Consider the following 23,871-nt stretch of genomic DNA (forward strand, 5'->3'; position numbering starts at 1 on the left):
TGTTGCTGCGCCCGCTCCTCCTCCTCATCCTCTTCTGGGTGATCGCCCGCGTGTTCTGGCGATTCATCGAGGGTGTGGCGCGCGGCGCGTCGATCCCGCCACCTGGCGGCGCGCGCCGCGGCAGCGGGCCGACGCCGGTGAAGATGCAGCAATGTCCCGTCTGTGGCACCTATGTGGTGCCGGGCAAGGCGATCAGCACCGTCAACCGCGGCACCCCGGTGCATTTCTGCAGCGAGAAGTGCCGCGCCGAGTACGTAGTCCGATGAACGCCGAAGAGCAGGCCCGCGCCGACATCGTGGAGGTGGGCCGCCGCCTCTGGCAGCGCGGCTTTGTTGCCTCCAACGACGGCAACATCAGCGTTCGCCTCGACGAAAACCGGCTGATCACCACGCCAAAGAGCGTGTCGAAGGGCTTCATGACCCCCGACATGATGGTGATCACCGACCTCAACGGCACGCGGATCGCCGGCGAGCGCGAGCCCTCGTCGGAACTGAAGATGCACCTTGAGGTGTATCGCAATCGCCCGGACGCCCGCGCGGTCGTGCACGCGCATCCGCCGACCGCCACCGGGTTTGCCGTGGCCGGCATCGCGCTCGATCGCGCCGTGCTGGCGGAGGTGATCACCACGCTCGGCAGCATCCCCATCGCCGAGTACGCCACGCCGTCCACCGAGGAACTGCCCGCCGCCGTCCGGAAATACGTCAAGGCCCACGATGGCCTGCTGCTGGCCAATCATGGCGCCCTCGCGCTCGCCGGCGACGTGATGTCGGCGTACTATCGGATGGAGACCATCGAGCACTTCGCGAAGATCAGCCTGGTGGCGCGGACGCTGGGGCGCGAAAACGTGCTGTCGCGCGGCGAGGTGGACCGCCTGCAGGGCTTGCGCGGCATGTACGGCATCGCCTCGCCGGCGCCCATCTGCACCGACGAATCCAATCCGACGACGGGAGGGCAGTTGGACTGCCAGGTGGTTCAGGCGCCGCAGTCGGACGAGCGGCTCGTGCTCCATGGCCTGCAGGCGCCGCCAACCGGCACGGACGGGGAAATTCGGCTAACATACCGCGAGCTGACCGCCCTGATTGAGGACGCGGTCCGGCAACTCAAGTAAGCGTTTCTGGAGGCATTCAATGGGTGAAGCACTCGGCATGATCGAAACCAAGGGTCTGGTCGCGATGATCGAAGCGGCCGACGCCATGGTGAAGGCTGCCAAAGTGACGCTGGTCGGCTGGGAAAAGATCGGCGCCGGCTACGTGACCGCGATCGTCCGCGGCGACGTCGCGGCGGTCAAGGCGGCGACCGACGCCGGCGCCGCCGCCGCGCGCCGCGTCGGCGAGCTGGTCTCGGTGCACGTCATTCCCCGGCCGCACGCAAACCTGGAAGACGTCCTGCCCATCGGCAAGGCCCACACCAAGGCGTAGGCCGCAGATGACGCAGATGACGCCGACAGCGGTGTAGGCGCCATGCTCCTGGCCCGTATCGTCGGCACCGTAGTCGCCACCCGGAAGGATCCGCGCCTGGTCAGCAGCAAGCTGCTGCTGGCCCGCGCCGTGGATCCCAAGGGCAAGGCCGAGGGCAACTACCTCGTGGCCATCGACACCGTGGACGCCGGCGTTGGCGAAACCGTGCTCATCGTCAGCGGCAGTTCCGCGCGCCTGGCCTCGGGCTTGAAAGACGTGCCGGTGGATGCCGCGGTGGTCGGCATCGTTGACGCGGTGGACGTCGCCGAGTAGTGCCATGCAGCTTGCCCGCGTAATCGGGGACGTCGTCGCCACCCGCAAGGACCCCGGCTTCCACAGCACCACGCTCCTCCTCCTGCAACCCATCTCCGCTGACGGCAAGAACGTCGGCCGCCCGCTCGTGGCCGTTGACTCGGTGGGCGCCGGCGTCGGCGAAACGGTGTTTTTCGTCCGCGGCAAGGAAGCCAGCTTTCCGTTTCATCCCACCGAGATGCCCGCCGACGCCGGCATTGTCGGCATCGTTGATCACTGGTCGACGGGCAACACATGATCCTCGCGCGCGTCGTCGGATCGGTCGTCGCCACCCAGAAGCGCCCGCAGTTCGAGGGCGCGAAGCTGATGCTGGTGCAGCCGGAAACGCCGCAGGGCGTGGCCATCGGCGCGACGCTGCTGGCCATTGATTCGGTGGGCGCGGGCGTCAACGAACGCGTGATTGTCGTGCTGGAAGGCCGCGCCGCCGGCGAGGCGCTGGGCCGCAAGCTCTCGCCCGTGGACGCGGCGATTGTGGGCATCGTCGATCAGCTGGAGTTCGTCGAATGACGCCGCAGATGACGCGAATGACGCGGAGTCAAGTGCCGTGACCGACGACGAGATCCGCGCACTGGTGAGGGTGGCGATCCGGAAGCACCTGGGCGCGCCCGCCTTCGCGCCAGGCGCTTCGGCGGACCCGCCTGCGATCTCTGCCTCGCCCGCGGTGTTGCCACCGCAACCGCCATTCATTCCGATCGCCTTCAGCCGCTATGCCCTGCCGCGCGCTGAGGACGACACCATGTGCATCATCGAGCCGGCGATGAACTGTAACCACTGCGGCTATTGCCAGTGTCACGGGCACTAATACTTTCTTGAAACCAACCGTTCTCGTCACCAGAAGACTGCCATCCTCGGTCATCGCCCGCCTTGAAGAGGCGTGCGCTGTCGATCTCCACACCGGCGGCACGGCGATCTCCCGCGAAGCGTTGTTGCAGCGCGTCGCCGGCAAGCACGCGTTGATCTGTCTGCTTACCGACACCGTGGACGCCGCCGTGGTCGACGCGGCCGGGCCGCAACTGAAGGTGGTGGCCAATGTTGCGGTGGGCTACAACAACATCGACGTGCCCGCCTGCCGCGCGCGCGGCGTGGCGGTGACCAACACGCCGGATGTGCTGACCAACGCCTGCGCCGACTTCACGTGGGCGCTGATTCTCGCGATCACGCGCCGGCTGGGCGAGGGTGAGCGGGTGGTGCGCGCCGGCGCGTGGGCCGGCTGGGCGCTCGACTACATGCTGGGCATGGAGCTGCGCGGCAAGCAGCTCGGCCTCGTCGGCCTCGGCCGCATCGGCCGCGCGGTGGCCGACAAGGCGCCGGCATTCGGCATGACCGTGGCGTATGCCACGCGCACGCCGGCCGATCTGCCCGGCGCCACCCACATGCCCCTCGATCGCCTGCTGGCGACGTCGGACGTGGTGTCGCTGCATTGCCCGATGACGCCGGAGACCAGGCACCTCATCGACCAGAAGGCGCTGACCAAGATGAAGCGGTCGGCCTACCTGATCAACACCTCGCGTGGCCCCGTCGTTGACGAGGGCGCGCTGGCGTGGGCGCTCACGGAGCGGCTGATCGCCGGGGCCGCGCTCGACGTCTACGAGAAGGAGCCCGAGATACACCCGGGCCTGATGACGCTGGAGAACGTGCTGCTGATCCCCCACCTGGCAAGCGCGACCACCGAGACCAGGACCGGCATGGCCGACCTGGCGGTGTCGAACGCCATCGCCGTGCTCAACGGCCAGCCGCCGCTCACCCCGGTGGCGTAAGGGTTGCTCGCGCGACGCATCGAGGAGATGCTCTTGGAGAAAGCCGTTGAGATGAGCTCATGAAGCGCACCGTAAGCGGTGCCGTTTTCTCCAAGAGCATCCCCTCGACGCGTGCCGCGAACGAGGCCGCCGTCGAACGGGTGATGCGGACGCTGGCGCGCAAGATCGACGGCATGGAGCTGCCGGCCGTCGAGAAGATCTCGCAGAGCCAGCAGGAGGATCCTTTCCAGATCCTGATCTCGACGCTGCTGTCGGCGCGCACGCAGGACGCGACGACGCTGGCCGCGTCGACGCGGCTGTTCAAGAAGGCGCCGACCCCCGAGGCGGTGGCCGCGCTCACCGTGAAGAAGATCGAGAAGCTGATCTACCCGGTGAGTTTCTACCGCAACAAGGCCGAGTTCGTGAAGCAGACCAGTAAGACGCTGGTGGCGAAGTTCGGCGGCCGCGTGCCGGCGACGCTCGAAGAGCTGGTCACGCTGCCGGGCGTGGGGCGCAAGACGGCCAACCTGGTGATGATCCTGGCCTTCCAGAGCCAGCGACACATTTGCGTGGACATCCATGTCCACCGGATCTCGAACCGGCTCGGTTGGGTGCAGACCAGGGAGCCCGAGGAGACCGAGCGGGCGCTGTATCGGGCCATCGAAGACCGGTGGTGGCCGGTCATCAACCTCTACCTGGTCACCTGGGGGCAGAACGTCTGCCGCCCGGTGTATCCTCGTTGTGGCGAATGCGCCATCATCTCTGAGTGCCGGCGCGTCGGTGTCGGGCGCGTGGGCAAATCCAAAGACCTGCGGAAGGAGTGACCTCAATGTCCGTGCGGATTCTGACGTTCGTTCTCGCAAGTGTTCTCGCGGGTGTCGTGGCATCGGCGGCCCAGCCCGCGCCGGCCAAGCCCGCGCCGGCCAAGACCCCGGCGCCCGCCGCCAAGCCGGGCCAGACCTCGCCCGGCGCCGGCCCCGTGATCGTGGTGGAAACCGAGAAGGGCACCTTCGAGTTCGAAACCTATCCGAACGAAGCGCCGAAGACCGTCGCGCACATCATCGGGCTGGTCAACAAGCGCTTCTACAACGGCCAGCGCGTGCATCGCGTGGTGCCGGGCTTCGTGATCCAGATGGGCGACCCGGCCACGCGCGACATGACGAAGCAGGCCATGTGGGGCACCGGCGGCAGCGGCACACCGATCGGCGCGGCGGAGATCTCGAAGACGCGCACGCATGTCCGCGGCGCCGTGGCGATGGCGCACGCTGGCGATGCGTCGAAGGCCGACAGCCAGTTCTACGTGACGCTGGCCGACGTGCATCGCCTCGACAGCGACTACACCGTGTTCGGCAAGATCATTTCGGGCATGGACGTGGTGATGAAGATCGCCCAGACCGATCGCATCGTCAGAGTAACCGTGCGCGGGGCAAAGTAGCGACGAGGCCGGCGAGGTCAGGAAACCGCTCGACGAGCTCGGCCGGCATCGCCGCCGTCACCGGCTCGTCCAGCATCTTCTTGAGCGTGGTGGCGTTGGCGACGGCCTGCGCGGAAAAGTGGTTGTTCAGGAACAGGTAGGCTTTCTTCGCGGTCTGCCGCGCCTGCCGCACCTTCTCGGCAATCGGTTCGAGTTCTTGCGCGGAGTAGAGGTAGTTGTAGCGGTCTTCCGCCTGGTCGTGCTCCCACCATTGCGCCGCGTTCCGGCCGTGGAGGCGCATGTAGAACACATCGCCGTCGGCGGCGGAGAGATCCTGGCGGATCGAGGAGTCGAACTTGGGCTCGTCGATCTGCACCCAGGCGGCGCGGTGCGATCGGAGCAGTGCGCGCGTTTCCGCCGCGGCATCGCTCCACGACGCGTGCCGCAGTTCCACCGCCAGGGTGTAGGCCGAAAAGGTGCGCAGCAGCCAGTCCAGGTAGGCGACGGCCTCGGTCGAGTGATGAAAGCTTGGCGGGAACTGCGCCAGGACAGGCCCCAGCTTGCCGGCCGCGGCGAGCGGGTCGATGCCGCCCCTGAAGGCATCGACGTCGGCCTGTGAAATGGCCGTGGCATCCGTGGTCATGCCCGGGTGCGTGAACTTCTGGTACAGCTTCACGGCGAACTCGAAGTGGGCGGGCGTGCGGCGGGCCCATCCGAGCGCGACGTTGGCGCGGGGCTGACCGTAGAAGGTGCTGTTCACCTCAACGGCGTTGAAGCGCTCGGCGTAGAAGCTGAGCTCGTCGAAGCCGCGCTGGCGGTCTTCTGGCAGCGGATAGAAGATGCCGTTCCACGTGCCCCGGCCCGTGGGGTAATTCCAGCCGGATGTCCCCACGCGCAAGTCCATGGAGATAAAGTAATAGGTTCGGGATGCTGACGATCAACGAAATATTCCACTCCATCCAGGGGGAGTCCACCCACGCGGGGCGGCCGTGCGTGTTCGTGCGCCTGACGGCCTGCGACCTGCGCTGCCGCTGGTGCGACACGTCGTACGCCTTCCACGAGGGCCGCAAGATGAGCGTGGCCGACGTGGTCGCCGACGTGGTGGCGCGCGCCTGCCCGGTGGTGGAAGTGACGGGCGGCGAGCCGCTCCTGCAGCCCGACGTGTATCCGTTGATGCAGCGGCTGCTCGAGGCCGGCAAGACCGTGCTCGTCGAGACCGGCGGACATCGCAGCATCGCCCAGGTTCCGGCCGGCGTCATCCGCATCATGGATGTGAAGTGCCCCGGCTCGGGCGAGTCGGAACAGAACGACTGGTCGAACCTCGCCCTCCTGACGCCGTCCGACGAGGTGAAATTCGTGATCGCGGATCGCGCCGACTACGAGTTCGCGCGGGGTGTGGTGGCGCGAGAGAAGCTGACCGGGCGGGTCGCCGCCGTGTTGTTCTCCCCGGTGCACGGGGAGCTGGATGCGAAGCAGCTGGCCGAATGGGTGATCGCGGACCGTCTCGAGGTCCGCGTCCAGTTGCAGGTGCACAAGTACATCTGGAGCCCGCAAACGCGTGGCGTCTGAGATGTGGCGTCCGGCTTCCTTGGCCCGCCAGAGCCGCGAGTCGGCGACGGCGGCAGCCGGACCTCGGGCCGTCGTCCTGCTGAGCGGCGGGCTCGATTCGTACACCGCCGCCGCCGTCGCCCGGCGCGACGGCTTCGCGCTGTCTGCCCTCAGCATCAATTACGGCCAGCGCCATGCCCGCGAGCTGGCCGCCGCGCGGGTCGTCGCCCAGGCCCTCGGCGTCGAGCGTCACCTGGAGCTGGCGCTCGACCTCTCGCAGATTGGCGGGTCGTCGCTGACCTCATCGGCGATCGACGTGCCCAAGGACCACCCGATCGACCCGAACGAGATCCCCAACACCTACGTGCCGGCGCGCAACACCATCTTCCTCTCCCTCGCCCTCGGCTGGGCGGAGGTCCTCGGTGCCGCCGACCTTGTGATCGGCGTGAACGCGCTGGATTATTCCGGGTATCCCGATTGCCGTCCGGAGTTCATCCGGGCCTTCGAGCAGCTCGCCCGCCTCGCCACCAAGGCCGGGGTCGAGGGTCGGCCGCTGACCGTCCACACGCCGCTGATCAGCCTGTCGAAGGCCGACATCATCCGGCTGGGGCTGTCGCTGGGCCTCGATTACGGGCTGACGCACAGTTGCTATGACCCCGCCGCGTCCGGCCACCCGTGCGGGCACTGCGACAGCTGCCGCCTGCGCGCCGCGGGGTTCGCAGAGGCTGGTGCAACCGATCCGCTGATCCGCTGATACCATTCGCGTTGACCCCGTGACCCAGCCGCTTCGACGCCAGATCTTCACCCTGGTCATCATCCTGACCATCGCGGTCTACGCCGCCATTGGCTACGGCGCGTACGTGACCTACAGCGAACACGTGCGGCAGCTCGTCGCCGAAACCTCCACCATGGCGGCCACCGTCGTCGTCTACGTGAACCGCAACCTCGAGGCGGCGGATGCCGTGGCCGTAACGGCGTCGCGCCACCCGAGCATGCGCGCCCTGGATCCGCGCGCCACCACCGAGGTGCTGTTGCCGCTGGTCGGCGGACGCGATCGCCTGCTCAACAACGCGCTGATGGCCGACACCAACGGCCAGGTCCAGGCCTGGGCGCGGCCGCCGAACGCGGCCGTGGAGGGGACGGTGGACCCGGCCTGGATCCGGCAGATGGCCGCGACCGGGCAGACGCAAGTCAGCCCCATGCTGGGCGGGCCCGGCGAGGCCGCCCACGCGATCATGCTGGGGTACCCGATCATGTCCCTCGAGAACGAGGTCGTGGGCGTGCTCGGCCTCTCCGTGCATCTTGAAGCGCTCGAGCTGGTCCTCGGGTCGATTCCGCTGCCGCCCGGCTCGGTGGTGACGCTGACCGACCAGAACAGCGTGGTCGTGGCCCGTAGCCTCGACGCCGGGAAGTACGTCGGCCGGGCCATCACCGCTCCGTCCGAGCGCCGCGAACCCGAGGACGTGCCGTCAACGGTGATTCGCACGGGGGCGGACGGGGTGGAACGCGTGTTCAGCAACGCCGTGGTGGAGCGCGGGCCGTGGCTGGCCAGCGTCGGCATTCCGACCAGCGTCGCGCGCGCCCGGACCGCGCCGATCTATCGCCGCAACTTCGCCATCTCGCTGCTCTCGACGGTTCTCGTCTTCACGTTCGCGTTCATCTTCGGACGCCGCTGGCTGAAGGCCTTCGGTCACCTCGACGAGGCGGCGCGCCGCGTCAGCCGCGGCGACCTGTCGCCGCTCGACGAGCGTCCCATGCCGACCGCGGAGATGGCGCACCTGCAGCAGACGGTGAGCCGCATGATCACCAACCTGAAGAGCGCGCGCGAGTCGATCGCCGCGCAGGTGGATGACGAGCGGCGGATGCGGGAGGAGTTGCAATCGCTGCAGCAGCAGGTGATCCGGCAGGAGCGGCTCGCCGCCATCGGCGTGCTGGTGTCCGGCGTGGCGCACGAGCTGAACAACCCGTTGCAGGCCATCCTCGGCTTCGCCGAGCTCCTGCAGATGCAGAAAGACATGCCTGAGCAGGCGCGCGCCGACCTCTCGCTGATCCAGAAGGAAAGCGCCCGCGCCAGCGCCATCATCCGCAACCTGTCCCGGTTTGGCCGCCAGATGTCCGAGCCGACGCCGGTGAAGCTCCGCGACGTGGTGGCGTCGGTGATGGAGCTCCGTCACCGCAAGCTCGAGGAGCTGGGCATCCGGGTCGTGGTTGAAGAGCAGTCGCAGGCGCTGGTGATGGCCGTCTTCACGGAGCTGCAGCAGGTGCTGCTCAACTTCGCCATCAACGCCGAACAGGCCATCGTCCAGGCCGGCCCGCCGATCCGGCAGATCACGATTCGCACCGGCGACCGAGACGGATGGGCATGGATGGAGGTCGAGGATTCGGGCCACGGCGTGCCGCCGGAACACGAGGCCAAGCTGTTCCAGCCGTTCTACACGACCAAGCCGGTGGGCGAGGGCACGGGCCTCGGCCTGTCGGTGAGCTACGACATCATCCGGTCGCATGACGGCCGGATTGGCTATCGCCGGTCGCCTGCCGGCGGGGCCGTGTTCTTCTTCGACCTGCCGATCGTTCCCAAAGAGTAGTGCTCAGCATCAATGTGGCGTCCGGCTTTAGCCGGACCATCTGGAGCCGATGACTAACCGCCTTTATTACACCGAACCCTGCCGCACCGAGTTCGACGCCACCGTTGTCGCCGTGGACACCGTGGCCGGGCGGACGCACGTCACGCTCGATCAGACTGTGTTTTATCCCACCTCCGGCGGCCAGCCCTTCGACACCGGCACGCTCGGCGGCGCGGCGGTGAGCGACGTGATCGAACGGGAAGACGGCACCATTGCGCACGTCACCTCCGGGTCGTTGACGGTGGGCGACGTGGTGCAGGGCGCCATCGACTGGGCGCGCCGGTTCGATCACATGCAGCAGCACTCCGGGCAGCACGTGCTGTCGGCGGCATTCGACCGCCTCTTCGGTGTTCGCACCGAGAGCTTCCATATGGGCACGCTGTCGGCCACGATCGATCTGGCGCGGGAAGTCACCGCCTCCGAGGTGGCGAAGGCGGAAGACGAAGCGAACCGCGTGGTGTGGGAGGACCGGCCGGTGGCCATCCGCTTCGCGACCGCTGAGGAAGCGGCGAAGATGCCGCTGCGCAAGGAGTCGATTCGCACCGGACCGCTGCGCCTGATCGACGTGGACGGCTTCGACCTGTCGGCCTGCGGCGGCACGCACGTCTCGAGGACTGGAGCCATCGGGGTGATTGCCATCGGTGGGTGTGAGAAGTTCCGCGGCGGCTCGCGCGTCGAGTTCCTGTGCGGCGGCCGGGCGCTCAATCGCTTCCGCCTGTGGCGCGATTCACTGGCGGCCACGCAGAAGTTCCTGTCGGTCGCGCCGGAAGAAATGGCCGCGGCGGTGGAGCGGATGCAGGGCGACAGCAAGGCGCAGCAGCGCACCCTGCGAGGGTTCCAAGAAAAGCTCGCGACTCACGAGGCGCACACGCTTCTCGAAAAGGCCGTGCCATCAGGCGATCACGTGGTCGTGATCGAAGCCCTCGAGGGCTGGGACGCGCAGGGCCTCAAGGCAATCGCCGTCGCCGCGGCGGCCGAGAAGACCGACGCCGTGGTGGCCTTGTTCACGACGACGGCTCCGGCACTGGTCGTGATCGCGCGCGGTGCGAGCGCCACTGTCGATGCCGGCGCTGTTCTCAAAGGTCTGGTTGCGAAGTTTGGCGGCAAGGGTGGTGGCAAGCCAGACCTGGCGCAGGGCGGAGGTCTAATGGGTTCGTCAGCGGAAGTGACGGAATTCGCCCGCGCCTTGCTTGGTTGACCCCGTTCAGCGTTGCCCGCGTCGGGCGTGAGGCACCTCGCCGCACTCGGCGATGGTATCGTTCTTAGATGCACTCCCTTCTCAAGAAGCTCGAGATCGAGCCGCTCAACCCTGGCGCCTGCACCGGTCCTGGCGGGTGGATTGCCGAGCCCGACGGCCACAAGCTGACCTCGTTCAACCCCACCACCGGCGAGGCCATCGCGGCGGTGATGCTGTGCAGCCCCGCCGCCTACGACCGCGTGGCGGCCGCGGCGACCGAGGCGTTTCGGGCCTGGCGTGAAGTGCCGGCGCCGAAGCGTGGCGACGTGGTGCGCGACCTCGGCGCGGCGCTGCGTGAATTGAAAGAACCGCTGGGCGACCTCGTCTCGCTCGAGATGGGCAAGATCCGCGCGGAAGGCCACGGCGAAGTGCAGGAGATGATCGACATCTGCGACTTTGCCACGGGCCTCTCGCGGCAGCTTTACGGGCTGACGATCGCGTCTGAGCGTCCCGGCCACCGGATGATGGAGCAGTGGCACCCGCTCGGGCCGATCGGTGTGATCTCCGCCTTCAACTTCCCCGTGGCGGTGTGGTCGTGGAACGCGGCGATCGCCGCGGTGTGCGGCGACACGGTGATCTGGAAACCGGCCGAGCCCGCGCCGCTCACGGCGGTAGCAGTGCAGCACATCGCCAACCGCGTGATGGCCGACCACGGCCTCACCGGCATCTTCACGCTGGCGGCGGGGTCGGGGCGCACGGTGGGTGAGGCCATGCTGCACGATGCGCGACTGCCGCTGGTGTCGTTCACCGGCTCAACGGCCATCGGCCGTCACGTCGCCAGCACGGTCGCCGGGCGTTTTGGCCGCGCCATTCTCGAACTGGGCGGCAACAACGCCATCATCGTCGCTGAAGATGCCAACCTCGAGATGGCGGTGCGCGCCATAGTGTTTGGCGCGGTGGGCACGGCGGGCCAGCGCTGCACGTCCACTCGGCGCATCATCGCCCACAAGGCGATTCTGCCCGCGCTCACGGAACGCCTGCTGAAGGCGTACACGCAGGTCCGCATTGGTGACCCGCTCGCGGCGGGCACGTTGATGGGGCCGCTCGTCACGGCCAAGGCGGTGACCGACATGGAGGTGGCCATGGCACAGGCGGTCGCCGAAGGTGGCACGGTGCTCTGTGGCGGCGGGCGGCGCCCCGACCTCGGGCCGCAGTTCGTCGAGCCCGCCATCATCCGCATGCCCGCCCAATCCGCCATCGTCCAGCAGGAGACGTTCGCGCCGATCCTCTATCTGCTCGAGTACGAACGGTTCGAGGACGCGATGGCGCTGCATAACGGCGTGCCGCAGGGGTTGTCGAGCGCCGTCTTCACCGAGAGCATGCGCCGGGCCGAGGAGTTCGTGTCGCCGCGCGGCTCGGATTGCGGGATCGCCAACGTCAACATCGGCACGTCTGGCGCCGAGATTGGCGGCGCGTTCGGCGGCGAGAAGGAAACCGGCGGCGGCCGCGAGTCCGGCTCGGACGCGTGGAAGGGCTACATGCGCCGGCAAACCAACACCGTGAACTGGTCCACGGCACTGCCGCTGGCACAGGGCATCACGTTCGGCGACTGATCACCTTGCTTTGAGTGCAACGGGAATCCCTTCGGCGTGGCACGCGCCTGGCTGACGCCGGCCCGGTGGATGCCTCAAGTCAGCGCCCGGAGTGCCGATTGTGGAGGCATGGCAAACGTCGGAACGGAAACCAGTCTCTATGATCAGCTCGGCGGCTCGGCGGCGGTGGACGCGGCGGTGGACATCTTCTACCGGAAGGTGCTGGCCGACGGCCGGATCAGCCGATTCTTCGACGACGTGGACATGGACGCGCAGATTGCCAAGCAGAAGGCGTTTCTGACAATGGCCTTCGGCGGGCCCAACCAGTACACCGGTACGGACATGCGCAGCGCGCACAAGCCACTCGTGGCGAAGGGGCTCAACGGCGGGCACTTCGACGCCGTCGTCGAACAGCTCGGGCAGACCTTGAGCGAACTCGGCGTGAAGCCGGCGCTCATTGCCAAGGTCGCCGCGGTCGCCGCCACGACTCGTCAAGACGTGCTCAACGCCTGAGTCGAACACTCCCGTGGCGACCATCGACTACGGCGGCACGCAGTACGTCCTGCAGGACGGCGAGAGCGTGCTCGATGGCCTGCTGCGGCAGGGGGCCGAGGTGCCGCACTCGTGCCGGAAGGGGTCGTGTCACGCGTGCGTCCTGCAGGCCATGGCGGGGGACATCCCTGCCGAAGCCCAGGACGGGCTGAAGGAGACGTTGCGCGCGCAAGGCTACTTCAAGGCCTGCTGCTGCCGTCCGGCGGGCGATTTGGCGATCGCGCTCGCCGATCCCGACGACCGCGTGGCTGCCTCGCTCACGCGGATCGAATGGGTGAGCCCGACGGTGATTCGCGTCCGCCTGACTCCGTCTCCTCCAATTGAGTACCACCCGGGGCAGTTCGTCACGCTGGTGCGGGAGGACGGCCTGGCCCGCAGCTACTCGATCGCGAGTTTGCCGGAAGAGTCGGCCCTCGAGCTGCACGTGCGGTGCCTGCCCAAAGGACGCATGAGCCAGTGGCTGGCCCGCGAGGCCAGGCCCGGCACGTGGGTCCAACTGGGACGCGCGTCCGGCGACTGCTTCTATCTGCCGGGAGACCCCGAGCAGCCGCTGCTGCTGGCCGGGACCGGGACGGGATTGGCGCCGCTCTACGGCATCGCCCGCGACGCCCTCGCTCAGGGTCACACCGGACCCGTGTGGCTGTTTCATGGCGCGGGCGACCGCCATGGCCTGTATCTGGAAGACGCGCTCGCCGCGCTCAGCGAGCGCCACGAGAACTTCTTCTATGTCCCGTCGGTCCGGCGAGGGCCGGCCCCGCCCGGCATTGAGATCGGTGAGCTTGGCGACGGCATCCGCTCGGCGTTCCCCTCGCTGCGCGGGTGGAAGGCGTACGTGTGCGGCAATCCCGAGATTGTGAGCACGCTTCGCAAGCAGCTGTTCATGGCTGGTGTGGCGTCGCGCGCCATCCATTTCGACAGCTTCCTCCCCGCGGCTGCCTGAACCCCGCCGCGCGCCGGGCTGACGGAACGGCGCAGGCAGGTCATGGTCTCGTCCTTCGGCCCGTCGAGCGACGGGCCCCTGCGGACGGGATAGTGCGAACGGTTACGCATAGCCAAGCGTCTGGCTTGGCCCGCCGCCTGACCTGGTCGACTACTTCGGCGCCATGCGGAGCGCGCCGTCTAGGCGAATCACCTCGCCATTCAGCATCTCGTTCTCGATGATGTGACGCACCAGCGCGCCGTACTCGGACGGACGGCCGAGGCGCGACGGGAACGGCACCTGCTGACCCAGTGACACGCGCGCGGGCTCGGGCAATCCGGCGAGCAACGGCGTATCGAAGATGCCCGGTGCGATCGTGACCACGCGAATGCCCAACTGCGCGAACTCGCGGGCGATCGGTAGCGTCATCGCGACGATGGCGCCCTTGGAGGCGGCGTAGGCGGGCTGGCCGATCTGCCCGTCGTAGGCGGCGATCGACGCGGTGTTCACGATCACGCCGCGCTCGCCGCTCGCGGCCGGCGCGTTCTGCGAGATCACCGCGGCCGCCAGGCGAATCACGTTGAACGTGCCGACGGCGTTGACGCGCAGCGTCTTCTCGAACAGGTCCAGCGGATGCGGGCCGTTGCGGCCCAGCACCTTGGCGGCGGGGCCAATGCCGGCGGCGTTGACGACGCCGTGCAGGCCGCCGAAGGCCGACACCGCCAGAGCCACCGCGGCCTTGACTTGATCTTCGCTGGTCACGTCCGCCTGCGCGAACCGGGCCCTGGCGCCGAGCGCCTGCTCGGTGGCCTTGCCGGTTTCGGCGTTGACGTCGAGCAGCACGGTATTGCCGCCCGCGGCGAGAATGGCTTCGGCGGTGGCGCGGCCCAGGCCAGACGCGCCGCCGGTGACAATGAAAGTCTTGCCGGAAATATCCATGCGTTGATCGTAGCGTAGAATTGAAAGATTCCCATGAGCTCCTACGACCAGCACTACTACGACGGCGCGTGGCAGGCCGCGACCGGCAGCGAGACCATCCCCGTGATTTCATCCGCGACGGAAGCGGAGATTGGCCGCGTGCCGCGCGGCACCGCACAGGACGTGGACCAGGCCGTGACGGCGGCCCGGCGCGGGTTCGAGGCCTGGAGCCGCGTGTCGGTTGAAGAGCGCGCGCAGTGGCTCGAGAAGCTCGCCGCTGCCATGACGACGCGCGTGCCGCAGATCGCGGAGGCCATTGCGCACGAGGTCGGCACCGCGCTCGGCTACGCCACCAAAGTGCAGGTCGAGTTCCCGATCATGATGATCGGGATGAACGCCAGGTTCATCCGCGACGCGAAGCTCGAGGAAGAGCTCGGCAACTCCCTCATCATCAAGGAACCCATCGGCGTCGTCGGCTGTGTGACGCCGTGGAACTACCCGCTGCACCAGGTGGTCTGCAAGATCGCGCCGGCGCTGGCCGCCGGTTGCACCGTGGTCTTGAAGCCGGCGGAGATGGCGCCGCTCAGCGCCTTCATGCTCGCCGACGCCGCGCACGAGATCGGCCTGCCCAGGGGCGTCATCAACATCGTGTCGGGCCCCGGCCGCGTTGTCGGCGAGGCGATCGTCTCGCACCCCGGTGTCGACATGGTGAGCTTCACCGGATCGCTGCAGGCGGGCCGCCGCATCGCGTCGGTGGCCGGCGACGGCATCAAGAAGGTGTGCCTCGAACTCGGCGGCAAGTCCGCCTTCGTCGTCCTGGACGATGCGCCGTTCGAGAAGGCGATTCCTGCGGGCGTGAACAACTGCATGCAGAACTCGGGTCAGACGTGCTCGGCGTGGACGCGCATGCTGGTGCCCCGGGCGCGCCACGACCAGGCGGTGGAGCTGGCGAAGGGCCAGTTGGCCAAGCTCACGATGGGCGATCCGTTCGACAAGAACACGCGCCTCGGGCCGCTGGCGTCAGCGGGACAGCGCGACAGCGTGCTCGGCTTCATCGAGCAGGGCAGGCAGGAAGGCGCGACGCTGGTCGCCGGCGGCGGCCGACCCGCCGCACCCGCTACAGGCTATTACGTGGAGCCCACCATTTTCGCCAACGTCGACAACCGGATGGCCATCGCGCAGGAGGAGATCTTCGGCCCGGTGCTCGCCATCATTCCGTACGACACTGAGGCTGATGCGGTGGCGATCGCCAACGACTCACCCTACGGTCTTGCCGGCGGCGTGTGGGCGGGAACGGCCGAGCGCGCCCTGGCCGTCGCCAAGCAGTTGCGCACGGGCCAGGTGGACATCAACGGCGGCCGATTCAACGTACTGGCGCCGTTTGGCGGCTACAAAAAGTCTGGCATCGGCCGCGAGATCGGGCCGCTCGCCCTCGAAGAATTCTTCCAGCTGAAATCGATTCAGCGTTAACCTCACGAGACCTTCGCCATGTTCGCGTTCCTTGCGGGTCTTGCCGCCGGTCTGCTCCACGTCTTCTCGGGACCGGACCACCTCGCCGCCGTCGCGCCGCTGGCCACGGATCGCGAGCGCGGCCAGTGGGTCACCGGTTTGCAGTGGGGCATCGGCCACACACTCGGCGTGCTCCTGATCGCGACGCTGCTGTTGCTGATCAAGGAACAGCTTCCCGTCGACGCCATCTCCGTCTACAGCGAACGCATTGTCGGCGTCTCGTTGATTGCGATTGGCGGGTGGGGCGTTCGACGGGCGTGGGTGCAAAGGCGCTCGAGCGCTGACGCGCACGCCCACTCACACAGCCATGCCGGGGCGTCGTTCACCATGGGCGCCATTCACGGGCTCGCCGGGAGCTCCCATTTGTTCGGCGTGTTGCCGGCGCTCGCGTTCCCGTCGCGTGCGGCGTCCGCGCTCTACCTCGCCGGCTTCGGCGTCGGCGCCATCGCCGGCATGACCGCGTTCTCCGCCGCGGTTGGCCTGCTGTCAACGCGCATGGGCCGGCGGCACCGCAGCTACGGCGGCCTGCTGTATGCGACGTCGGCGGCGGCCCTCGTGGTCGGCGGCGTCTGGCTGGTCGGGCATTGAAGCCCACCTTCGCCAAGGCTTCCACCTCCGCCAAGGCTACGGCGGACAAGACGGTGGGCAAGCAGCTGCCGGGCGTCCTGGCCGCGGTGGTCGTAATGCTCGCGGGTTTCTGGCTGGCGGATCAGATTGGCCACGCCATTCTCGCCGCGCAGGGCCTCACCGGCAGCAGCCCGGTGTCGGGCGTTCCCGTGGCCATCGTCCTGGGCCTGCTGCTGCGCAACACCTTGCCGCTGCCGGCCTCGCTCAACCCGGGCCTCAAGTTCGCGACCACCACCATCCTCCGCGCCGGCATCGTGCTCGTCGGCATCCGCTTGAGTTTCTTCGACGTGCTCAAGCTGGGCATCGCCGGCCTGCCGGTGGTGCTGGCGGCCATCGCCACGGGCTTGCTGTTTGTGACGTGGTTCAACAAGAAGCTGGGCCTGCCGCCCCGATTAGGCACGCTGATCGCCGCCGGCACGAGTATTTGCGGCGTGACCGCGATTGTGTCGGTGGCGCCGGCCATTGAAGCCGACGAACGCGAAGTCGCTTACGCCGTGGCGAACGTCGTGGCTTTCGGTCTGTTCGGGATGTTGTTCTATCCCTATCTGGCGCACTCGGTGCTCGGCTCGTCCGAGACCATCGGCTTGTTCCTCGGCACCGCCGTGCACGACACCTCGCAGGTGGTGGGCGCGGCCCTCACCTACAAGCAGGTCTACGGAGATGACGTGGTCTTGCGCGTCGCCACGGTCACCAAGCTGACGCGCAACATCTTCCTCGCGGTCGTGATTCCCGTGCTGACGTGGCTGCACCTCAAGTCGACGCAGTCCGCCACCGGCATCGTGAGGAAGATCTCTTGGAGGGCGCTGGTGCCCGGCTTCGTGATCGGGTTCCTGGCAATGGCGGTCGTGCGATCGATTGGTGATGCGACGCTGCGAGCCAGCGGCGCCGCGTTTGGAATCTGGGATGCCCTCATGTGGGCGTCGATCACGAAGCAACTGGGCGACTACTGGGCGTCGCAGATTCTCCTCGGCACGGCGATGGCCGCGGTCGGCCTCAACACGAGCTTCGCGGTGTTCAAGGGCGTGGGGCTGAAGCCGTTCGCGGTGGGCATGGCCGGCGCGCTCGCCGTCGGTTCCGTCGGCATGCTGATGGCCGTGATCTTTGGGCGATTCGTGCACCTGTAATTACATCTGGTCTCCTGAGCCAGGGCCAGCGGTTCGCGCCGCGCTTCACGGCAGCAGGCTGGGGTGCGTGAACTGCACGAGCCTGAGGACCGCCTTGTCCATGGCGGCGTCGATCTCCCGCGACGGCACGCGGAAGCCGCCGACGATGAACGAGAAGACAATCGGCTCGCCGTCCGCGGTGAGGAGGTACCCCGCCAGCGACCTTACCTGTGACATCGATCCCGTCTTCGCCCACACCCGGCCCTCGGCCGGCGTGCCTTTCAGGCGCCGCTCGAGGTTGCCGCTGACGCCGGCCACCGGCAGCGCGGAGCGGAAGTTCTCGGCCATTGCGGGATCAAGAAAGGTGTAGGTGAGAAGCCCGATCAGCGCGTCGGCCGTCAGGTAGTCGTAACGCGACAGTCCCGAGCCGTCACGGGCGATGTAGTAATCGGGAGAGATGCCCCACCGGCGGAGCGTCTCGTTGACGTTCGCGAGCCCGCCTTCCGAGGTCGCCGGCGCACCGGGCGGCGACATCGATCGCAGCAGGGTCTCGGCGTAGATGTTGCGGCTCCACTTGAGCGTGACGTCGACGATCTCCGCGAGTGGCGCGGAGCGATCCTCCAGCAGCAGCGTCGCCCTGGACAGGTCCGGCGCCACGCGCAGATCGTCGATGTCGATCGGATTGCCGCCCACGAAGATGTCGTGCCGCGCCAGCGCTTCGCGCATCGCGTTGAGGTACAGCAAGGTGGGATTGGGGACGGCGGCGTACTCGGTGATCGGCGGCGCGCCGAGGGCCACCTGGCCGCGCACCTTCAAGATCGGAGACCCGGGGACGCGTTCGAGCGAGACGCTGCTTTCGGCGCCGGCGGCGGCGGTGACCACGGCGTGATCGATGGTGAGCCCGCTTCCCGGTGGCGACACGGTGATGATCGCGCGACCGCCGACCTCGGTGGTCGGGCCAATCGATAACTCGACCTGGTTCTCGTTGTACTGCAGCGCGCTCACCGGCGCGCCATAGCCCTGGGCGAGGTCGTCCCATGCCCAGCCGAGTCCCCAGCCGGGTTCGGCAAACGCGTTGTCGTCGCCGATCAACTGGCCGCCGACGCGGCGGACGCCCTTGGCGGCGAGCTGCCTGGCCCAGTCGTCGAACGCCGACCAGCGCTGCGGGTGCCGCGGGTTGATTGTCGGGTCGCCGTTGGACACCACCACGAGGTCGCCGTCGAGCCCGCCGTCCGCCGAAATGGGGCCGGTGGCATATACGCGCGTGGTGTAGCGGTAATCCCAACCCAGGCGTTCGGCGGCGACCGCTGTGGTCAGCAGCTTCTGGTTGGAGGCGGGGACCTGGAGGCGGAAGGCGTTGTAGCTGTAGAGGGTTTCGCCGCGCTTCAACGAATGGACGGCGATCGACCAGATGCCGTGGTCCACCGTCTGCCCGGAGAAAATGTCACGGAGGTCTCGCCGGAGCAATTCATGATGGTCGGGGTTGGCGAGGGCATCCCCCAGCTTCGGCGTCGGCACTGGTGCCGGCCGCGGCTGGCGCGTGAGCGCGCACGCCGGCAGGAGCACGAGCGCAGCGATCGTCGCGGCGGCAACGAACCTGCGCTCGCCGCGCCGACTCACTTCTTCTCGCCCGCCTTGTCGGTGGCCGCCGGCGGCATCACGACCATGTCGAAGGCCAGCATGGCGGCCTCCATCGAGGCCTTGTCGATCTTCGCCACGCTCGCCTCATCGTCACGCTTGCCGAACGCGGCTTCGCCGACCTGGCCAAAGCGCACGCGCTCGAACTTGCCGTCGTCGAAGCTCGCGCTGATCACCAGGGCGGGTTTGTCGAGGCCGGTCTTGCCCTTGGCATCGACGAACGATTCCGCCTTGAGGGCCACCAGCTTGGCGAGCAGGTCGTCCATCGCCTGCGCGTTCGCGGTGTGCGAGGCGCCGCCCACGCGCGTGACCTTCCACGTGTCGGGGTCGCCCGCCTTCTCGCCCTTGACCTTTTCCAGTTCGTAGGTCTTCGGGCCGCCCGGCGCGTCGAGCCCGGCGCGGATCTTCGTCACGTAGAAGGAGCGCAGCTCGAACAGCTCCTTCTTCCGGTATTCGTCGAAGCTCTTCGTCAGGTCGCCCTGCAGCGTGGTGTCCACCGTGAACACCAGCGGCCGGGCGGCGTCACGGGCGTAGGTCTGGTCGTTCTCGGTCGTGCCGACCTCGAGCACCGTCTTGGCGCTGCCGGCGCCCACGGTGATGGTCATCACCGGCTGGTCGAGGCCGTACTTGGCAAGGTCCTTCGCGTCGGTTTCGAGGAGCTTCGACATGTTCGACGTCGACAGCCGCGTCAGCAGCCCCTCGATGGCACTGTAGTCGCTGCGCGACGGCACCGGCTTGACCACCTTCCAGTCGCTGCCCGTGCGGGCCAGTTCCATCGTGTGGTCGCCGCGCACCAGCGTGAGCGCGTCGGCCTTCTCACGGTCGAACTTCAGGATCTTCTTGTCGCGCAGGTCGAACGGCGTGCGGTTGAAGTTGGTCTCCTGGAACGACGACACCAGGAACACCTTCTTGTCGCCGCCCTTCAGCGCGTACATTTCGCCCTGGGTGGCGTTCTTGTCGCCGAGCATGAGCGAACCGGTGACACCGCCCGCCTTGAACTCCACGGCGATGGGCGGCTTGGCCAGCCCGAACTGCGCCAGGTCGGTCGGGTTCTCGTCGACGACGCGCACCAATTCGAGGTTGGCGAGCGCCTGCGCCAGGCTCACCGCCTCGGCCGGGTCGGCCTCGGTTTCGGCCGGCTGGATCATCTTCCAGCCGCCCTCGGACTTGCGCAGCAGGCTGGTCTCGCCGTTGTAAGTGAGCTTCACTTCGTCAACTGCGTCAACGGCGAGCGAGTAGACCTTTTCCTTCGCCGGCCCACCGTCAATGCCGGGCTCGGGCCGCTTCGAATCGACGAAGTAGATGTAGCCGCCCAGCCCGGCCAGGACGACGATCAGGACGATGGTCGAGGTGAGGCCGCGCATGGCCGCTTACCTTCTCCGCCACCACGTGTAGACGCCCGAGGCGAACACGATGCCGGGAATGATGAACAGGCACAGCAGCATGATGCGCTGCTGTTGATCCGCCGTCAGCGTGAGGCGCCGATCTTCCGGCTCGCGCGGGCGGATGGCGATCAGGTTCTCCTGCTGCGCCAGCCAGTTCACCGCGTTCATGAAGAAGTCGCGGTTACCCTGGATGCCGAGGCCGAAGTTGGCGGCGAAGTCCGAGTCGCCGATCGCGACGACGCGCGATTCCGGCTTGCGCTCGGCATCCGGCGCGGCCGGGCTGCCGTTGGCGGCCGGTGGCGCGGGTGCGGCGGTGGCCGCCGCCGACACCGCGGCGCCGAGCGTGATCGGTCCCATCTTGTCGCCCTGGTCGGCGTTGAACGCGACCTGGGCGCCGCCGGTTCCCGACAGCGAGGACAGGTCGGCCTCGGACCAGCTCTGCGCGCTGGTGCTCACCAGCGGCTGCGCGGTGTGGCTGTTCGAACCGCCCTCGATCGGCGTCATCGAGCGCGCCATCGGATACGCGGTCACCAGGCGGAAGCCCTCGCTAATCGCGTGCGGCGGGTACTGCGCCGCCACCGGCACCGAAGCGTCGGTGCCGAGCATCTGCCCCATGCCGCTGGCGTCCAGCACCACGTCGTTGCCGGCCATGATGCCCCAGTCGGCGAGGAACTGCGTCAGCAGCGGATGCGTGGACGGCCCCGGCTTCGCCTCGGGGTCGAGCAGCACCATCACCTTGCCGCCGCCGGCGACATAGGCGTTGAGCGCTTCGATCTCGGGCGGGAAGAAGTCGGTGCTTGGCCCGGCAATCACCACGACCGTGGCGTCGGCGGGCACCGTCTTCTGCTGCACCAGCACCAGGGATTCCATCCCGTAGTTGTCGCCGGTCAGCGCCTGGCCGATGCTGCTGTAGCCGGCGCGATCGGTGCCGGCAGTGTCTTTCTCGCTGTGGCCTTGCGTGAAGTACACCTTCTTGGCCGCGCCGGTCACCACCTTGATCAGGGCGTTGGTCAGCGCCTGTTCCTCGGAACTGGTCACCCGCTCCGTGCGGCCCTGGTACTGGACCAGGATGGTGCCGTACGACTGCAACTGCGCTTCTTTCGCGCGCGCCGGCTGGCGGTCCGGATCCACGTACTCGGCCTTGACGTTGGTCGAGTGATACGCGAACTCGTCGAGCCGGTCGCGGAAGCGGTCGAAGTTGGCTTCGCGGTCGAACACCACGAAAGTGACCGGCTCCTTCAGGCCCGTGAGGATCTTGATGGTCTGATCCGACAGGCTGTAGACCTGGTTGGCGGTGAAGTCCCAGCGCTTGTTCTGGCGCGTCGACAGGTAGTTCACCGCCACCAGGATGCCCAGGAACACGACGATGCTGACCAGCGACATGGTGCCGTAGCGGGCGCCGCGTCCCTTGTAGAAGTCGGCGACGTCACGCCACTGTCCCGCCATGTAGAGCAACACCGCGGCGAGGCCGGCCCACGCCATGTAGGTGGCGTACTGGTTCCACTCCGGTCGCACCAGGCGCACGGCCACCGCGCCGAACACCAGGATCGTGCCGATCCAGCCAACGACTCCGAAAATCTTGTTCGCCATGGTTAGCCTCGCCACCTTTCGCTGTCGACCGACTTCATGGTGAGGAACAAGCCGAACGCGATGAAGCTCAGGTAGTAGATCACGTGCTTGGTGTCGATGATGCCTTTCGCGAAGTCGTCGAAATGCTCCGTAATCGACAGGTGCGCCAGCACCGCCTGTGTGGTCGGGCCGACGAAGGTGCTGATCCAGTTAAGCACCCACAGCATCAGGAACACGGCGAAGGTGGCCATGGCCGCGACAATCTGGTTCTTGGTGAGGCTCGAGATGAAGAGACCGAGCGACAGGAAGCAGCCGCCCATCAGCAGCAGCCCGAGGTAGCCGGTGGCAATCGGCTTCCATTCGGGGTTGCCGAAGATGAACAGGATGGCCATGTGGATCAGCGTGATCGAGAGCATGGCGGTGTAGAGCCCCATCGCGCCGATGAACTTGCCGAGGATGATCTCGACATCGGTCAGCGGCGAGGTCAGCAGCAGCTCGATGGTGCCCGAGCGCTTCTCCTCGGAATACGTCCGCATGGTGATGAGCGGGAACACCAGCAGCATGATCACTGTGGTGTTCATGAACGCCGGGGCGACCAGCATCTGGTTGATGTTCATGGCCTGGCCGGGGTTCATCGCCGACTGCATGCTCTGCTGCTCGAAGAAGGCCAGCGGCACGTAGAAGAACCACCCGAAGAGCAGGGCGAAGAAGCCGATCAGCACGTAGCCGATGGGCGAGGAGAAGTAGGCGTTCAGCTCGCGCTGGGCGATGGCGGCGATGTTACGCACCGGCCACCTCCTCCGCTGCCGCGACGGCCGCGGGCTCCGCGGTCGCCACTTCTTCGGTCGTCAGGCTCAGGAAGATGTCTTCCAGGCTGACGCGCACTGGCCGCAGTTCGAGCAGTCCCCATCCGCCGCGGACGATCGTCGTCGCCAGCTCGCGGCGCACGTCGGCGCCCTTCTCGGTGTCGACCTCGAAGATGCCGGTGTCGTCTTTTCGATCAGCGACGTTGACGCGGACCACGCCGGTCACGCTCTGCAGCGCGCGCTGCATGTCGTCCACCGGGCCCTGCGCCTGCAGATACATGGTGACGGCGCCGCGCAGCCGTTCGGTCAGCGCATCCGGCGTGTCGATGGCCACCACCTTGCCCTTGTTGATAATCACGACCTTCTGGCAGGTCTGCGAGACCTCGGGAAGGATGTGGGTGCTGAGCACGATGGTGTGGTTGCCGGCCAGTTCGCGAATAAGCTGCCGGGTCTCGATGATCTGCTTGGGGTCGAGGCCCGCGGTGGGCTCGTCGAGGACGAGCACTTCGGGGTTATGGATGAGTGCCTGGGCGAGGCCGACGCGCTGCTTGTAGCCCTTCGAGAGCCGTCCGCAGTGGCGGTCGGCCATGTCGGCCACCCACGTCCGCTTCATCACCTCGTCCACGCGGCCCTTGATGTCCTTGCGCACGCCCTTGATCTTGGCGACGAAGGTCAGGTACTCGCGGACGGTCATGTCCGGATAGAGCGGCGGCGTTTCCGGGAGGTAACCCGTCTTGCGCTTGGCCTCGATCGGTTCCGCGAACACGTCGTGGCCGGCCACCGTCGCCGTGCCTTCGCTGGCCGGCATGTAGCCCGTGATGATGCGCATGGTGGTGGTCTTGCCCGCGCCGTTCGGGCCCAGGAAACCGAGAATCTCACCCGACTCCGCGCGGAAACTGACGTCGTCTACGGCCGTGAACGGACCGTAGCGTTTTGAGAGATGCTGAACCTCGATCACGAGGGGTCTCCGATTATGAAAAACAGT

The 23,871-nt window shown here is 67.5% G+C and carries 27 protein-coding genes; 20 read left to right on the top strand and 7 right to left on the bottom strand.

The genetic code is table 11. From position 1 onward, the window contains the following. Positions 1 to 2 precede the first annotated feature (2 nt). From WC815_20750 to WC815_20795, 10 genes are read left to right on the top strand one after another with little or no spacing between them, the layout of a single operon-like run. A complete protein-coding gene (locus WC815_20750) occupies positions 3 to 266 on the top strand; it encodes a hypothetical protein (GenBank protein ID MFA5911210.1) in 264 nt (87 codons plus the stop codon). Then, positions 263 to 1,108, top strand: coding sequence for a class II aldolase/adducin family protein (locus WC815_20755; protein ID MFA5911211.1), 846 nt, complete (start codon positions 263 to 265; stop codon positions 1,106 to 1,108). Before WC815_20750 ends, WC815_20755 begins: the two co-directional genes overlap by 4 nt. 19 nt (positions 1,109 to 1,127) lie before the next feature. After that, complete coding sequence (gene eutM, locus WC815_20760) at positions 1,128 to 1,418, top strand: ethanolamine utilization microcompartment protein EutM (protein ID MFA5911212.1); 291 nt, start codon at positions 1,128 to 1,130, stop codon at positions 1,416 to 1,418. Positions 1,419 to 1,460: 42 nt separating this feature from the next. Further along, a complete protein-coding gene (locus tag WC815_20765; GenBank protein MFA5911213.1) occupies positions 1,461 to 1,730 on the top strand; it encodes a EutN/CcmL family microcompartment protein in 270 nt (89 codons plus the stop codon). A 4-nt stretch (positions 1,731 to 1,734) separates the two neighbouring features. After that, positions 1,735 to 2,007 (top strand): EutN/CcmL family microcompartment protein, encoded by a 273-nt coding sequence (locus WC815_20770; protein ID MFA5911214.1) that lies wholly within the window; start codon positions 1,735 to 1,737, stop codon positions 2,005 to 2,007. After that, complete coding sequence (locus WC815_20775; GenBank protein ID MFA5911215.1) at positions 2,004 to 2,276, top strand: EutN/CcmL family microcompartment protein; 273 nt, start codon at positions 2,004 to 2,006, stop codon at positions 2,274 to 2,276. The genes WC815_20770 and WC815_20775 overlap by 4 nt, the downstream gene beginning before the upstream one ends. 37 nt (positions 2,277 to 2,313) lie before the next feature. After that, positions 2,314 to 2,571 carry a hypothetical protein gene (locus WC815_20780; GenBank protein ID MFA5911216.1) on the top strand — a complete coding sequence of 86 codons (258 nt, stop codon included), beginning with the start codon at positions 2,314 to 2,316 and terminating at the stop codon, positions 2,569 to 2,571. A 7-nt stretch (positions 2,572 to 2,578) separates the two neighbouring features. Then, positions 2,579 to 3,526 carry a D-glycerate dehydrogenase gene (locus WC815_20785; GenBank protein MFA5911217.1) on the top strand — a complete coding sequence of 316 codons (948 nt, stop codon included), beginning with the start codon at positions 2,579 to 2,581 and terminating at the stop codon, positions 3,524 to 3,526. A gap of 59 nt (positions 3,527 to 3,585) precedes the next feature. Next, entirely contained in the window at positions 3,586 to 4,329 is a 744-nt protein-coding gene (nth, locus tag WC815_20790; protein ID MFA5911218.1) for an endonuclease III, read from the top strand. A gap of 5 nt (positions 4,330 to 4,334) precedes the next feature. Continuing rightward, positions 4,335 to 4,940 carry a peptidylprolyl isomerase gene (locus WC815_20795; GenBank protein ID MFA5911219.1) on the top strand — a complete coding sequence of 202 codons (606 nt, stop codon included), beginning with the start codon at positions 4,335 to 4,337 and terminating at the stop codon, positions 4,938 to 4,940. Here WC815_20795 and WC815_20800 read toward each other — a convergent pair. Next, on the bottom strand, positions 4,912 to 5,823 hold the full coding sequence (locus WC815_20800; GenBank protein MFA5911220.1) for a DUF72 domain-containing protein: 912 nt from the start codon (positions 5,821 to 5,823) through the stop codon (positions 4,912 to 4,914). The two genes, WC815_20795 and WC815_20800, sit on opposite strands and share 29 nt — an antisense overlap. Positions 5,824 to 5,846: 23 nt before the next feature. Here WC815_20800 and WC815_20805 point away from each other — a divergent pair, with 23 nt between their 5' ends. The 7 genes from WC815_20805 (at position 5,847) to WC815_20835 (ending at position 13,352) form a co-directional block, all read left to right on the top strand. Then, positions 5,847 to 6,488 (top strand): radical SAM protein, encoded by a 642-nt coding sequence (locus tag WC815_20805; protein MFA5911221.1) that lies wholly within the window; start codon positions 5,847 to 5,849, stop codon positions 6,486 to 6,488. A 19-nt stretch (positions 6,489 to 6,507) separates the two neighbouring features. Next, positions 6,508 to 7,221, top strand: a complete 714-nt coding sequence (gene queC, locus WC815_20810) for a 7-cyano-7-deazaguanine synthase QueC (GenBank protein ID MFA5911222.1) — start codon at positions 6,508 to 6,510, stop codon at positions 7,219 to 7,221. 19 nt (positions 7,222 to 7,240) lie between these two features. Continuing rightward, positions 7,241 to 9,052, top strand: a complete 1,812-nt coding sequence (locus WC815_20815; GenBank protein MFA5911223.1) for an ATP-binding protein — start codon at positions 7,241 to 7,243, stop codon at positions 9,050 to 9,052. A 49-nt stretch (positions 9,053 to 9,101) separates the two neighbouring features. Beyond that, positions 9,102 to 10,289 carry a DHHA1 domain-containing protein gene (locus tag WC815_20820; GenBank protein ID MFA5911224.1) on the top strand — a complete coding sequence of 396 codons (1,188 nt, stop codon included), beginning with the start codon at positions 9,102 to 9,104 and terminating at the stop codon, positions 10,287 to 10,289. Positions 10,290 to 10,357: 68 nt separating this feature from the next. Continuing rightward, positions 10,358 to 11,881, top strand: coding sequence for an aldehyde dehydrogenase family protein (locus tag WC815_20825; GenBank protein ID MFA5911225.1), 1,524 nt, complete (start codon positions 10,358 to 10,360; stop codon positions 11,879 to 11,881). A gap of 108 nt (positions 11,882 to 11,989) precedes the next feature. After that, on the top strand, positions 11,990 to 12,373 hold the full coding sequence (locus WC815_20830) for a group 1 truncated hemoglobin (protein ID MFA5911226.1): 384 nt from the start codon (positions 11,990 to 11,992) through the stop codon (positions 12,371 to 12,373). Positions 12,374 to 12,386: 13 nt separating this feature from the next. After that, entirely contained in the window at positions 12,387 to 13,352 is a 966-nt protein-coding gene (locus tag WC815_20835; GenBank protein ID MFA5911227.1) for a 2Fe-2S iron-sulfur cluster-binding protein, read from the top strand. Between the two features lie 150 nt (positions 13,353 to 13,502). On the opposite strand, the gene WC815_20840 is transcribed toward WC815_20835, so the two are convergent. Then, positions 13,503 to 14,270 carry a 3-hydroxyacyl-CoA dehydrogenase gene (locus WC815_20840; GenBank protein ID MFA5911228.1) on the bottom strand — a complete coding sequence of 256 codons (768 nt, stop codon included), beginning with the start codon at positions 14,268 to 14,270 and terminating at the stop codon, positions 13,503 to 13,505. 33 nt (positions 14,271 to 14,303) lie between these two features. Between WC815_20840 and WC815_20845 the strand changes: the two genes are divergently transcribed. The 3 genes from WC815_20845 to WC815_20855 are packed head-to-tail and all read left to right on the top strand — an operon-like array spanning position 14,304 to position 17,509. Beyond that, the gene (locus WC815_20845; protein MFA5911229.1) at positions 14,304 to 15,719 is read left to right on the top strand and encodes an aldehyde dehydrogenase family protein; all 1,416 of its coding nucleotides are present in this window, start codon (positions 14,304 to 14,306) and stop codon (positions 15,717 to 15,719) included. Positions 15,720 to 15,737: 18 nt separating this feature from the next. Continuing rightward, positions 15,738 to 16,346: a hypothetical protein gene (locus WC815_20850; GenBank protein MFA5911230.1), complete on the top strand. Its 609-nt coding sequence runs from the start codon at positions 15,738 to 15,740 to the stop codon at positions 16,344 to 16,346. Continuing rightward, the gene (locus WC815_20855) at positions 16,343 to 17,509 is read left to right on the top strand and encodes a putative sulfate exporter family transporter (GenBank protein ID MFA5911231.1); all 1,167 of its coding nucleotides are present in this window, start codon (positions 16,343 to 16,345) and stop codon (positions 17,507 to 17,509) included. Before WC815_20850 ends, WC815_20855 begins: the two co-directional genes overlap by 4 nt. A gap of 45 nt (positions 17,510 to 17,554) precedes the next feature. Here WC815_20855 and dacB read toward each other — a convergent pair whose 3' ends face one another. From dacB to WC815_20880, 5 genes are read right to left on the bottom strand one after another with little or no spacing between them, the layout of a single operon-like run. Continuing rightward, the gene (gene dacB / locus WC815_20860; protein ID MFA5911232.1) at positions 17,555 to 19,108 is read right to left on the bottom strand and encodes a D-alanyl-D-alanine carboxypeptidase/D-alanyl-D-alanine-endopeptidase; all 1,554 of its coding nucleotides are present in this window, start codon (positions 19,106 to 19,108) and stop codon (positions 17,555 to 17,557) included. Then, entirely contained in the window at positions 19,105 to 20,490 is a 1,386-nt protein-coding gene (locus WC815_20865; protein MFA5911233.1) for a DUF4340 domain-containing protein, read from the bottom strand. The genes dacB and WC815_20865 overlap by 4 nt, the downstream gene beginning before the upstream one ends. A 6-nt stretch (positions 20,491 to 20,496) precedes the next feature. After that, positions 20,497 to 22,101 carry a Gldg family protein gene (locus tag WC815_20870; protein ID MFA5911234.1) on the bottom strand — a complete coding sequence of 535 codons (1,605 nt, stop codon included), beginning with the start codon at positions 22,099 to 22,101 and terminating at the stop codon, positions 20,497 to 20,499. Positions 22,102 to 22,103: 2 nt separating this feature from the next. Next, on the bottom strand, positions 22,104 to 22,868 hold the full coding sequence (locus WC815_20875) for an ABC transporter permease subunit (GenBank protein ID MFA5911235.1): 765 nt from the start codon (positions 22,866 to 22,868) through the stop codon (positions 22,104 to 22,106). Continuing rightward, the gene (locus tag WC815_20880) at positions 22,861 to 23,844 is read right to left on the bottom strand and encodes an ABC transporter ATP-binding protein (GenBank protein ID MFA5911236.1); all 984 of its coding nucleotides are present in this window, start codon (positions 23,842 to 23,844) and stop codon (positions 22,861 to 22,863) included. The genes WC815_20875 and WC815_20880 overlap by 8 nt, the downstream gene beginning before the upstream one ends. Positions 23,845 to 23,871: the final 27 nt, after the last annotated feature.

It is taken from the genome of Vicinamibacterales bacterium, assembly GCA_041659285.1.
GTDB lineage: Bacteria > Acidobacteriota > Vicinamibacteria > Vicinamibacterales > UBA2999 > 12-FULL-67-14b.

Coding starts and splice junctions, on each gene's coding strand:
- WC815_20755 (MFA5911211.1), top strand. CDS start 263: ATGAACGCCGAAGAGCAGGCCCGCGCCGACATCGTGGAGGTGGGCCGC.
- eutM (MFA5911212.1), top strand. CDS start 1,128: ATGGGTGAAGCACTCGGCATGATCGAAACCAAGGGTCTGGTCGCGATG.
- WC815_20765 (MFA5911213.1), top strand. CDS start 1,461: ATGCTCCTGGCCCGTATCGTCGGCACCGTAGTCGCCACCCGGAAGGAT.
- WC815_20770 (MFA5911214.1), top strand. CDS start 1,735: ATGCAGCTTGCCCGCGTAATCGGGGACGTCGTCGCCACCCGCAAGGAC.
- WC815_20775 (MFA5911215.1), top strand. CDS start 2,004: ATGATCCTCGCGCGCGTCGTCGGATCGGTCGTCGCCACCCAGAAGCGC.
- nth (MFA5911218.1), top strand. CDS start 3,586: ATGAAGCGCACCGTAAGCGGTGCCGTTTTCTCCAAGAGCATCCCCTCG.
- WC815_20795 (MFA5911219.1), top strand. CDS start 4,335: ATGTCCGTGCGGATTCTGACGTTCGTTCTCGCAAGTGTTCTCGCGGGT.
- WC815_20800 (MFA5911220.1), bottom strand. CDS start 5,823: ATGGACTTGCGCGTGGGGACATCCGGCTGGAATTACCCCACGGGCCGG.
- WC815_20805 (MFA5911221.1), top strand. CDS start 5,847: ATGCTGACGATCAACGAAATATTCCACTCCATCCAGGGGGAGTCCACC.
- WC815_20820 (MFA5911224.1), top strand. CDS start 9,102: ATGACTAACCGCCTTTATTACACCGAACCCTGCCGCACCGAGTTCGAC.
- WC815_20825 (MFA5911225.1), top strand. CDS start 10,358: ATGCACTCCCTTCTCAAGAAGCTCGAGATCGAGCCGCTCAACCCTGGC.
- WC815_20830 (MFA5911226.1), top strand. CDS start 11,990: ATGGCAAACGTCGGAACGGAAACCAGTCTCTATGATCAGCTCGGCGGC.
- WC815_20840 (MFA5911228.1), bottom strand. CDS start 14,270: ATGGATATTTCCGGCAAGACTTTCATTGTCACCGGCGGCGCGTCTGGC.
- WC815_20845 (MFA5911229.1), top strand. CDS start 14,304: ATGAGCTCCTACGACCAGCACTACTACGACGGCGCGTGGCAGGCCGCG.
- WC815_20850 (MFA5911230.1), top strand. CDS start 15,738: ATGTTCGCGTTCCTTGCGGGTCTTGCCGCCGGTCTGCTCCACGTCTTC.
- WC815_20865 (MFA5911233.1), bottom strand. CDS start 20,490: ATGCGCGGCCTCACCTCGACCATCGTCCTGATCGTCGTCCTGGCCGGG.
- WC815_20870 (MFA5911234.1), bottom strand. CDS start 22,101: ATGGCGAACAAGATTTTCGGAGTCGTTGGCTGGATCGGCACGATCCTG.